We start from the raw sequence: 11218 nt of genomic DNA, 5'->3' as shown, positions 1-11218 counted from the left end.
CCGCGTGCATTGAACGCATCGCCATGCAGTACCAGGTCAATGTCCAGCGTGCCGGCCTGGCAGTCCACGCTGCGCAGTGTGTACGCCCGGCCCTCGCCCGTGGGCAGGAACAGCTTGACCCAGGCGGCGGGCGTATCCACGGCAGGCGCCCGTGAGAAGGCGGCGATCTGCTCGCCACCCAGCGTGATGCGGCGCATGCGCGGCGTGACGGATTGCACCTTCAACACGGTGCCCAGCGCGCGCTGCGTGCCGGCAGGCATGTGAATCGGCTCAGCCATGGGTGGCTCCCCGGGCTGCGTTCAAGCGCAGCAGCAAGGCCACGGCGATGGACAGCGCCACGCTCACGGCGGCGGCGAAATACACGTCTCCGACGCCCGTGACACTGGCCAGCAGCCCGGCGGCAGGGGCCGTCAGCCCCATCGACAGGTCGAAGAAGGCCACATAGGCGCCCATGGCCGCGCCGCGTGCCTGGGCAGGCGCCCGGCGGACAGCTTCCACGCCGAAGGCCGGGAAGGCCAGCGAGTAGCCGAAGCCGGTGAGCGCGGCGCCGGCATAGGCCCATGGCGCATCGCCCCCGCCCCAGATCAGCAGCAGGCCGGCGGCTTCCAGCGGAATGCTGGCCAGTGCCACCCGCACGCCGCCCAGCTTGTCCGGCAGATGGCCGAAGAGCAGGCGCGCGCCGATGAAGGCCAGGCCGAAGGCCGTGAAGGCCAGCGAGGCCGCTCCCCAGCCCCGCGATGCGAAAAGCAGCGCTGCAAAGGTCGTGATCACGCCAAAGCCCACGCTGGACAGGGCCAGCCCCAGGCCGGGAAGCCATACCGTGCCCAGCACCTTGTAGAACGGCGTGCGGCGCTGGGCCGCAGCCGGTGTGGCGCGCAGGCCCCAGACCATGGCCAGGGCGGCCAGCGGCAGCACGATGGTGGCCACGGCAATGCCGGAGAAGCCCCAGGCCGCCTGCACCGCCACGCCGGCCGGCGCGCCCGCCGCATAGGCGCCGTACATGGCAATGCCCACCCAGGCCATGACCTTGCCGGCGTTTTGCGGACCGATCATGCCCACGCCCCAGCTCAAGGCCCCGGTGATGATCAGGCTCTCGGCGCAGCCCAGCAGCACGCGGCCGGCGGCCAGCACCCAGACTGCGGCCGGCCCTCCCTCGAAGGCGCGTGACATCAGGTAGGCCAGGCCCGAAACGGCCGCCAGCGCCATGCCCAGCACCACGGCCTGCCTGGCGCCGCGCGTGTCGGCCAGCGACCCGGCCCAGGCCCGCGACAGCAGGGCGGCCGCGAACTGGCAGCCCATCACCGTGCCCACCCCCAGCGTGCCCAGTCCCAGGGTCTGGCTCAGGTGCAGGGGCAGCACGGGCATGGGCATGCCCAGGCAGAGAAAGCTGACGAAGACCGCCAGCGTCAGCGGCAGCAGCCGCGCGAATGCATTCACCGGCGGCGACGCGGCCGCAGATGGCGAAATTCCGGAAGACATGTGCATTCCCTTTCAAATACGAGTAAAAACTCAGATCACATGTCCAGGAGAATATGAGCCATGGCTCGCATTGAAAACTCGCATTCGCAGGCGGCGCAGCGCCAGCCGCCCCAGCCCCGCAAGCAGCCACGGCAGGCGCGTTCCCTTGCCACGGTCGAGGCCATTCTGGAAGCTGCGGCTCGCGTTCTGGCCGAGCGCGGCTATGCCGCCACCAACACCAATCTGGTGGCCGAGCGCGCAGGCGTGAGCGTGGGTTCGCTCTACCAGTACTTTCCCAACAAGGACTCGCTGATCACGGCCTTGCACGAGCGCCACGCCGCGCAGATGTACGCGGCCATTGCCGCCGTGCTTGCGGCAGAGCGGCCGCAGGGCCTGCAAGGCCATGTGCAGGCCATGGTCCGCGCGCTGCTGGCGGCGCACCGGGTCGAGCCCGATCTGCACCGGGTGCTGGAAAAGGAGTTCCCCTTCTTCGACGCGCCGCGCGAGCAAAGCGCGGCCGACGGCGGCATCTTCCGCCAGGTGCGCCAGCTCCTGGAGCTGCACCGCAGTCAGCTCGCCCACCGCGATCTGGACCTGGCCACCTGGATGCTGCTGCAGACCATGGAGTCCCTGGTGCATGCCGCCGTCATCGAACCGCCTGCCATGTTCACCCCCCAGGCCCTGGAGGATGGCATCGTGCAGGTGCTGATGGGGTATCTGCGAGCGCCTGCCCTGGGTTGAGGATGCAAGGAGCGATTTGGCCGCCAGGTCCTCAGGGCGCGAAGACCTCCGGATCGAATGGGCCAAGCAGTCGGGCCACTTCGCCGGCGTCATAGGGCTGGCCCAGCATGTCCATGAGTTCTTCGCAAGGGGATTTCATGGGCACGGTGGCGATTCTCAGCACTGGAATCGTGCAATGCCGACAGGCGCGGCCGGCAAGCAGCGTATTCGTTCAGCTTTCGACGCAGTTGCCCGCATCCTCCTGCGGCGGGGTGACACGCCAGAAGAGGGAGGGAAAGCCTTCGCCCACCGGCTGGTGGCCGGGCGGCTGCGATGCCGCCAGCTGCAGATGCAGCACGCCGCAGGCATCCACCATGTGCTGGGAAATCCAGGGGCTGATGTCCATGCGGCCATCGATCAGCACCAGCGGCTTTTCGCGCAGCTTCAGGGCCAGGGCCTTGGCCTCGGCCGTGGGGCCTGAGATCACGCGGATGTCGCCTCCCAGTGCCTCGCGCGCGGGTTCGGCAAGCGCCTGGCTCAAGGCCTTTGAATCGAAGTTTCTCCAGTGCCGGCTGTTAAGCCGCAGTTCACTGCGCGCCGAGGTCATCTGGGCCACGAGCAGCAAGGCCAGTTGAAGCGCCACGAAGCACTTGATGGCGGTGGTGATCGATATGCGCGACGGCTGCAGCCTGGCACCGGCCAGCTCCATGGCGACGGGAACGGCCAGCAGCAGAAAGGGCGTGCCCCAGTGCAGCTGCAGCGACGAGCCCGCAAAGATGCCGATGGCGCAGGTCAGCACGATGGGCGTGAGGCCAAAGCACAGGATCAGCGCGCGCGATGCATCGGCTGTCCCGGGACGCTGCGGTGTGTCCTGCGGCGCAAGGCGGCTGCGGCGGTGCAATGCCATTACCAGTCCCAGCAGCACCCAGGCCAGCAATGCGCGGTTGAACAGCTGGTCGGCCAGCCAGTGCAAGGTATTGAGCAGTCTTGCGCCGCCGCCCAGGCTGGCGCCCAGCGAGGATTCGGTGGCATAGCGGATGGGGCCGAAGTCGTTCAGGAACAGCCAGTACAGGTGCGGCGAGATGATGGCCAGCGAAATGGCAGCGGCCAGGGCCAGGCCGATGACATGGACCCGCTCGCGCCAGGCGCCTGACGCCAGCCAGAACAGGAATACCGCCACGGCGGCCAGGATCATCTGGTACTTGGCCAGTGCGCCCAGGCCCAGGCAGCAGCCCAGGGCCGCCCACCAGTGCAGTTGCCTGCTGCCCACCGCACGCCACACCAGCAGGGCACTGGCCACGAAGAAGGGCATCAGCACCACTTCATGGTTGAAGAAGTGCAGCCGCTCGTTGTAGTAGGTGATGCACAGGGCCGCCAGCAGGGCCAGCGTGGCATGGCGGCTGCCGCGCAAGGTCTGCATCAGCTTCCAGAAGACAAACAGGCCGGCCAGCGTGAAAAGCGCGCCCGTCACATAGCTGGTGCGGGCAGACAGTCCGAACACATTGACCGGCACCGAGAACATCCAGGTCGGCAGCGGTGGATGCTTGTAGTAGCCCCACTCCAGGCTGTGCACCCAGGTCAGCTGCTCGAGGTTGTCCTTGGGTGCCGTGAGGCTGGAGCTGTCGATCTGCAGCAGCCAGACCACCGTAAAGAGAAGGAGGCCAATGAGGACCTTGATGTCCAGGGAAAGCGACGGTGCGGGCATGGCCAGCGGAGCGCTTCGCGTGATCGTGCTCGCTGCTTGTGAGGGGACGGGATGGGTCATAGGAAATGCCAGCGGCGATGACAAGTGCGCTGGCACAGGGGAAATTCCCAGGAAGGCGGTCGAACGGGAGCTTCAGCGTTGGCTACGGACTCTTGGCTTACGCGAGGCGCTATGAGTCCGGCAGAATATGTCTGCCTGGTCAATGCAATGTAAAGATTGTATGAAGATATTGTGGAGACGCCGGCCGCGGCTCAGGCGCCGGCCGGCTCGCCGAAGTCGTGGACTGCCGCGCGCAGCAGCAGCATCGACAGGCGTTCCGCGGCGGGCGTCAGAGGCAGCGCAGCACGCGTGACCTGCACGATGTCGGGTGCCATCAGGCTCTCGCGCACAGCAATGGGCTCCAGCACACCGTTGAAGAGGGGCGTATCGGCCCACTGGCGCGGCAAGAAGGCGAGGGCGTCGCTGCTGGCCAGCAGCGCCAGCAGGGCCATCAACGATTCGGCGACCGTCACCACGCGCGGGCTGCGCAGGCCGAGCGCGGAGAACTGCTCCTCGAACTCTTCCTCGCGGCGCTCGCGCAGGCCGGTGACGATCCAGTCCGCCTCCAGCAACGCCTGCAGGCTGCCGGCGGTGCGCAGCGGATGGCCGCGGCGGGCCAGCACGACACGCTCGTTGCGGTGAACTAGGGCCACCTGGTAGCTGGCGCTCAATTGCCTCTCGGGCCGGGGGCCCAGATAGAAGTCCAGCCGACCGTCGCGCAGCGCCGGCTCGACGGCCGGGAACAGGCCTTCGACGAAACGCAGGTGCACATCCGGCCAGTCGCGCCGGAACTGGGCATAGGCGCGGGCCAACAGCGACAGCACGGGGGCGCTGGACAGAGCGACGGCGACATGGCCCTGCATTTCGCCGCGCGCCTGGGCGGCCTCCTCGCTGCCGCGACGCAGTTCCTCGAGCGCGGCCTGCGCGCGCAGCAGGAATCGCTCGCCCGCCACGGTCAGCGATACCCCGCGCGCATGGCGCTGGAACAGCGCCACGCCGAGCTCGGCTTCCAGCTCGCGCACGCTGCGCGTCAGTGCCGGCTGGGTCAGGCCCAGGCTGCGGGCGGCGCTGCGCAGGCTGCGTGCCCGGGCAATGGCGACGAAATTGCGAAGGTGATGAAGTTTGGGCATCGGTCGGAGCGTGTTTATGCCCGTTTCCGAGCGCGCCAAGGCCAGGGGATTTCCCGCAGGGGCCGTGCACGCGGGCTCCGCCGCGCCTGAGCCGTCGCAAAACGCTCCAGTGATAACGACCATGCATCGCTGAGGCGTTTCTGCCCTCTGCCGCAGCCGGCCTGCCAGACCTAGCATGCCCTCCATAACGTCGGCACAGCCCGGCGACCCCATAGGAGACAAGCAGCATGAGCATGAGGAAATGGGCCGGCGCCTGTGCGCTGGCAACCCTGGCGGCGGGCTCCGTCGCCGCGCAGACGGCCGCCGGCGGAACGGTGCGCATCACCAGCGCCTTTCCCGCGGGCAGCGGCCCCGACGTGGTGGCCCGGCTGGTCGCCGACAAGCTCTCGGCGCAATGGAGGCAGCCGGTCGTCGTCGACCCCAGGCCGGGTGGGGCCGGCGTGGTGGCCATCAATGCGATGAAGAACGCGCCGCCCACGGGCAACGACCTGGTGGTGGTGGACGTAGGCCACTTGTCCATCAATCCGCTGGTCTTGCGCAAGCTGGCCTATGACCCGCAAAGCGAGCTGACGCCGGTGGCGCTGCTCTACAAGACCGCCTTCTTCGTCGTGGTCGGCGCGCAAAGCCCGTTCCACAGCCTGGCCGAACTGATGGCGGCGGCGCGGCGCAGGCCCGGCATGACCTACGGCTCCAATGCGGTGGGCGGGCCGCTGCATCTGGGCGCGGCCCGGGCCGCGACCGCCATGGGTGCCGAAATGATGCATGTCCCCTACAAGGAGACTTCGCAGCTGTACGCCTCCGTGTCGACGGGCGAGGTGGACTGGGCTTACGGCAGCATTGCGACGTCCGGCCCCCTGCAGCAGGCTGGCAAGCTGCGCTTTCTTGCCGTGGCGGACAGCCAGCGTTCCCCGGCGCTGCCCGATGTGCCGACCGTGCAGGAGGCCGGTGGCCCGGCCGGCATCGATGCGCTGACCTGGGTTGCGCTCATGGCGCCCAAGGGCACGGCGCCGGCCGTCGCCGAGCGCGTCAACGAGGCGGTGAACCGGGCCCTGTCCGCGCCTGACGTCAGGGATCGCCTGGCCGGTTTCGGCTTCTTCACCAGCATCGGCCCCGCAAGGCAGGTTGCCGACCTCATGCAGGCCGACCGCGAGCGCTATGCCCAAGTGCTGCGCCGCGTCAAGGTGACCGTCGATTGAGCCCCGGGGAGACGCCATGAAGACCGAAGTTGCGATCATCGGAGGAGGGCCCGCAGGGCTGATGCTGGCCATCGAGCTGGGCTGCAGGGACATACCGTGCGTGCTGATCGAGGAGCGCAGCGGGCCGCCGACGCTGCCCAAGGCCAATGCCACCTCGTCCCGGACCATGGAGCATTACCGCCGCCGGGGTTTTGCCGACCAGGTGCGCAGGCTGGGCCTGCCGCCCTCGCACCCCCAGGACGTCGTCTATTGCACGCGGCTCACGGGGCCCGAGCTGGCGCGCTTTCGCATTCCCTCGGCCGAGGAGGCCGCCTCGGGCACGGCCTATGGCGACTACGGGGAACAGGCCTGGCCCACGCCCGAGCTGCCGCATCGGGCGCAGCAGATGTTCATCGAGCCCGTGCTCAGGGCGCAGGCCGAACGCCATGCCAGCGCCGTGCTGCGTTTTGGCCTGAGGGCCGAGGTGGTGCGGGACACCGGTTGCGCAGTCCAGATCGAATGCCGCGAGCCGGACACGGGCCGTACCGAGTTGCTGCAGGCCGCCTATGTGGTCGGCTGCGACGGGCCGCGCAGCCTGGTCCGCCAGGCCATGGGCGTCGTCTACGCAGGCCATGGCAGCGAGCGGCGGGACTTCCTGGGCGGCCAGATGATGTCCATCTACTTCCGGGCCCCCGGTCTGTATGGGCTGATCGGCAAGCCCAGGGCCTGGCAGTACTGGGCCGTCGGTCCCGGGCAGCGCGGCCTGCTGTGCGCCATCGACGGCGTGGACCGGTTCGTGCTGATCGTGCAGTTGCCCCAAGGCACCCAGCCTGCCGATTTCCATCCGCAGCAGGCGCTGCAGGCCGTCGTCGGCCGGCCTTTTGCGCACGAGCTGATCGCGCTGACCCCCTGGAACGCGGGCTATGCCCTGGTGGCCGAGCGCCTGCGGCACGGCAGGATGTTCATCGCCGGCGATGCGGCGCACCTGTTCACGCCCACGGGCGGCATGGGCTACAACACCAGCGTGGACGACGTCGTGAACCTGGGCTGGAAGCTGGCGGCGGCCATCCAGGGGGCGGCCGGCCCGGCGCTGCTGGACAGCTATGAGGCCGAGCGGCGGCCGATCGCCCAGCGCAACACCCGTTTTGCACGCAGCATGGCCGACAGCATCGGATGCCTGCCGGTCACGGCCGCAGTGGAGCAGGAGGGGCCCGTGGGCGACAGCGCCCGCCATGCGCTCGGGCAGGCACTTTCGGAGCATGTGGCGCGCGAGTTCAACATCCCGGGGCTGCAACTGGGCCTGCGCTATGCCGACAGCCCCGTCGTCGCCCGGGAGTTGGCCGAGCCCCCGCCGGACGAGCCCAACCGCTACCTGCCTGGCGGTTATCCCGGCACGCGCGCTCCGCATGTGGCAACGGGGCCGGACCGGTCCCTGCTCGATGACTTCGGACGCGATTTCACACTGCTTGCATTCGGCCCGGACGGCCCGGACGGGCTGGAGCCCTGGAGGCAGGCTGCTGCGCAATACGGCATCCGGCTGGATGTGGTGAGGAGCGAAGACGGGCAGACGCGTGCGCTGTATGGCGCCGACCGCGTCCTGATCCGCCCGGACCACCACATCGCCTGGCGCGGCGATGGTGCGGCGCAGCCGACCGAGGTCATGGCGCTGGCACTGGGCCATCGCACCCCGCCGGTGGGGCCCGGCTAGCCCCGGCCCATCCGGCCGCCTGCTCCCCGGGCCGTCCGGCCTTGCGCTTTCGTGACCCTGGCCAGTCCGGCCGGGGGATGCCGGCCTGCGCCTGAGTCTGCGCTTTCGCCGTCCTTGCCGACATCCATCACTTTCAGGAGACAACATGCCACACCCCTCCTTTCCTGTTCGCGCCGCGCTATCCGCGCTATGCCTGGCCGGTGCCGCTGCCGTGCCCTCGGCACCCGCCCTGGCCCAGGGCGTCACGCTCTATGGCCTGCTCGATGCATCCGTCGAGCACCTGACCGATGTGGGCCAGGGAGGCGCTTCGCTGAACCGCATGCCGGGCCTCACCGGCAGCGTGCCGTCGCGCATCGGCCTGCGCGGCTCGGAGGACCTGGGCGGCGGCCTGCGTGCCCTGTTCACGATGGAGCAGGGCCTGGCGCTCGATGCGGGCGTGCTGAACCAGGGCGGGCGCGCCTGGGGGCGCCAGGCCTTCGTCGGCCTGTCCGGCGACTGGGGCAGCCTCACACTGGGGCGCCAGTACACCATGCTGTACTGGTCCCAGCTCGATGCGGACATCCTCGGCCCGAATGCCTACGGTGCGGCCTCGCTGGACAGCTACCTGCCCAATGCGCGCGCGGACAACGCGCTTGCGTGGCGCGCCGGCCTTGGCGGCTTCACCGTCGGCGCAACCTACAGCCTGGGCCGTGATGCCGTCAATGCGGGCCCCGGTCCCGCGGGAACCAACTGCCCCGGCGAGCAGCCGGGCGACTCCAGCGCCTGCCGACAATGGTCGGCAATGCTCAAGTACGAGGCCAAGGCCTGGGGCATCGCGCTGGCCGTCGATGAAATCCGTGGAGGCCCCGGCGCCTTCGCAGGCCTGACCAGCAGCGCGCGCAAGGACCGTCGCTCCACCGCCGCGGGATGGGTGCGCTGGGGGGCATGGAAGCTCGGTGCCGGGGTCATTGCCCGCCACAACGACGGCCGTCCCGATGCGCCACGCAGCGATCTCTGGTACCTGGGCGCCAGTTTCGCCGCCACACCAGCCCTGACCCTCGACGCGCAGGCCTTGGATCTGCGTTTCAGGCGAAGCGACGACGGGGCCCGGCTCTTTGCCCTGCGGGCCCGGTATTCGCTGTCCAAGCGCACCACGCTGTATGCGACCACAGGGCATCTGTCCAACCAGGGAGCACTTGCGCTGTCGGTCAGCAATGCGGCGCCAGGCGCCGCGCCCGCCCCCGGGCGTTCGCAGAACGGCTTCGCTGCCGGCGTGCGGCATAGCTTCTGAGGCTCAACCCGCATGCAGGGCCCGCGTCCGCGTCCCGATCCATTTCCTTCCCACTCCCACTTCCCACTTCCCACTTCCCGTTCCAGGAGACAGACCATGAAACTGATACGCCACGGCGCCAGCGGCTGCGAGAAGCCCGGCGCCATCGATTCCCAAGGCCAGGCGCGAGACCTGTCGGACCTGGTGCCCGATTTCACGCCCGAGTGGATGGCGCCCGGCAGGCTGGCCGCGCTGGCCGCCGTCGATCTGCAGCGGTTGCCGCTGGTGGCGCAAGGCAGCCGCCTGGGGCCCCCTGTCGCCGGCACGCGCCAGTTCGTTGCCATCGGGCTCAACTACCGGCGGCATGCCGAGGAGTCGGGTCTCGACATTCCGAAGGAGCCCGTGGTCTTTCACAAGGCGCTTTCATCGCTGGCCGGGCCGGACGACGAGGTGCGCCTGCCCGAAGCGTCGGTTGCCACCGACTGGGAGATCGAACTGGGCTTTGTGATCGGCACGCGCGCAAGCCGCATCCCCGTGGAAGGTGCGCTCGCGCATGTGGCCGGCTACCTGCTGGCCAACGACATCTCCGAGCGTGACTGGCAGATCAAGCGCAACGGCCAGTGGGGCAAGGGCAAGAGCTTCGATGGCTTCGGCCCGGTCGGGCCGTGGCTGGTCACGGCCGACGAGCTGCCCGACCCCCAGGCCATCGAACTGACGCTGTCCGTCAACGGCGAGGTCATGCAGCGCAGCAGCACGGCAGACATGATTTTCCCGGTGGCCTGTCTCGTGTCCTATCTGAGCCAGTTCATGACGCTGCTGCCCGGCGACCTTGTCATCACCGGCACGCCTGCAGGTGTCGGGCTGGGCATGAAGCCGCCCCGTTTCCTGAAGTCCGGCGATGTCATGACGCTGGACGGCGGGGTTCTTGGGCGGCAGCTCCAGCGGATGCGGTGATGGCCTTGCCCGCCCACCGGCCGCGTGGCGGCGTCTGCCGGTCTTCGCACAGTGAACATGCAAAGGAGGGGACACCATGAACAGCCTTCCCACGCCATCTGGAACGACACCTGGAACGCCGTCCGGCACGGCCGGGCAGCCGGCCGTGCATTCGATCGATGAGTTTGTCTTCAGCGTGCCCGATCTCGAAGCGGCGCGGCATTTCTACGCCAGTTTCGGGCTCGAGGTGCGCGACATCGACGGCGCGCTGGCGCTGCACACCTACGGGCATCCCCACCGCTGGGCGCGGGTGCTGGAGGCCGCAACGCACAAGCGGCTGCAGTGGCTGAGCCTGGGCATCCATGCGGCCGATCTCGATGCCTTCTCGCGCCGGATCGACGGCGCGGGGATCGCACGCATTCCTGCGCCGGCCGGTGCGCAGACCGACGGTATCTGGATCGCCAGCCCCGACGGGGTGCCCATCCAGCTGCGTGCAGCCGCCAAGAGCTCTCCGTCGGCGCCCGCACCGCACGTGCTGCCGCCGGCCTGCCTCAATGCCGGCCGCGCGCCGGCCCGCAGCCTCATGCCGCAGATCCGGCCGCTGCACCTGTCGCATGTGCTTTTGTTCTGCGCCGACGTGGATGCCGCGCTGGCGTTCTACACCGAGGTGCTGGGACTCAGGCTCTCGGACCGCTCGGGCTCGGTCATCGCCTTCCTGCACAGTCCGCACGGCAGCGACCATCACCTGCTGGCACTGGCCGCATCGCATGGACCCGGCCTGCACCACAGCAGCTGGTGCGTGCCGTCTGTCGACGCCGTGGGCAGCGGCGCCCGGCAGATGGCCGAGGCGGGCTATGCGCAGGGCTGGGGCGTGGGCAGGCATGTGCTGGGCTCCAACTTCTTTCGCTATGTGCGCGATCCCTGGGGCAGCTTCGCCGAGTACTCCTGCGACATCGACTTTGTCGAGGCGGGCGCGGTGTGGCCTGCGGCCGACCATCCTCCCGAGGATTCGCTCTACGTCTGGGGGCCGGACGTGCCCGCCGACTTCGTCACCAACCACGAGCCGCCACGCTGAGGCGCCAGCCAATGCCCCAGACGCGG

At 69.2% G+C, this 11218-nt stretch carries 10 protein-coding genes; 6 read left to right on the top strand and 4 right to left on the bottom strand.

All coding sequences use genetic code 11. The features are described 5' to 3' along the window. Together L995_RS22245 and L995_RS22240 are read right to left on the bottom strand one after the other, a co-directional pair. Positions 1-278: siderophore-interacting protein (locus L995_RS22245; RefSeq protein WP_047473750.1), on the bottom strand; the 278-nt coding region annotated here is incomplete at its 3' end. Beyond that, positions 271-1479, bottom strand: a complete 1209-nt coding sequence (locus tag L995_RS22240; protein ID WP_026062431.1) for an arabinose transporter — start codon at positions 1477-1479, stop codon at positions 271-273. The genes L995_RS22240 and L995_RS22245, both read right to left, overlap by 8 nt. A gap of 60 nt (positions 1480-1539) precedes the next feature. Between L995_RS22240 and L995_RS22235 the strand changes: the two genes are divergently transcribed. Then, complete coding sequence (locus tag L995_RS22235; RefSeq protein WP_047473748.1) at positions 1540-2199, top strand: TetR/AcrR family transcriptional regulator; 660 nt, start codon at positions 1540-1542, stop codon at positions 2197-2199. A gap of 211 nt (positions 2200-2410) precedes the next feature. Here the strand turns inward: L995_RS22235 and L995_RS22230 are convergent, their stop codons facing one another. Next, complete coding sequence (locus L995_RS22230; protein ID WP_047473747.1) at positions 2411-3883, bottom strand: ArnT family glycosyltransferase; 1473 nt, start codon at positions 3881-3883, stop codon at positions 2411-2413. Between the two features lie 251 nt (positions 3884-4134). Beyond that, the gene (locus tag L995_RS22225; RefSeq protein ID WP_046238921.1) at positions 4135-5052 is read right to left on the bottom strand and encodes a LysR substrate-binding domain-containing protein; all 918 of its coding nucleotides are present in this window, start codon (positions 5050-5052) and stop codon (positions 4135-4137) included. A gap of 227 nt (positions 5053-5279) precedes the next feature. Between L995_RS22225 and L995_RS22220 the strand changes: the two genes are divergently transcribed. The 5 genes from L995_RS22220 (at position 5280) to L995_RS22200 (ending at position 11192) form a co-directional block, all read left to right on the top strand. Continuing rightward, complete coding sequence (locus L995_RS22220) at positions 5280-6248, top strand: Bug family tripartite tricarboxylate transporter substrate binding protein (protein ID WP_047473746.1); 969 nt, start codon at positions 5280-5282, stop codon at positions 6246-6248. Positions 6249-6264: 16 nt separating this feature from the next. Next, positions 6265-7935 carry an FAD-dependent monooxygenase gene (locus L995_RS22215; RefSeq protein ID WP_047473745.1) on the top strand — a complete coding sequence of 557 codons (1671 nt, stop codon included), beginning with the start codon at positions 6265-6267 and terminating at the stop codon, positions 7933-7935. Positions 7936-8080: 145 nt separating this feature from the next. Then, positions 8081-9205 carry a porin gene (locus L995_RS22210; protein ID WP_052195856.1) on the top strand — a complete coding sequence of 375 codons (1125 nt, stop codon included), beginning with the start codon at positions 8081-8083 and terminating at the stop codon, positions 9203-9205. A gap of 96 nt (positions 9206-9301) precedes the next feature. Further along, positions 9302-10138: a fumarylacetoacetate hydrolase family protein gene (locus tag L995_RS22205; protein WP_047473744.1), complete on the top strand. Its 837-nt coding sequence runs from the start codon at positions 9302-9304 to the stop codon at positions 10136-10138. A 76-nt stretch (positions 10139-10214) separates the two neighbouring features. Then, complete coding sequence (locus tag L995_RS22200) at positions 10215-11192, top strand: VOC family protein (RefSeq protein ID WP_047473743.1); 978 nt, start codon at positions 10215-10217, stop codon at positions 11190-11192. Positions 11193-11218 lie beyond the last annotated feature (26 nt).

This window comes from Delftia sp. ZNC0008 (assembly GCF_000799035.1).
Classification (GTDB): domain Bacteria; phylum Pseudomonadota; class Gammaproteobacteria; order Burkholderiales; family Burkholderiaceae_C; genus Comamonas; species Comamonas tsuruhatensis.
This window is presented reverse-complemented; position numbering and strand designations above follow the sequence as displayed.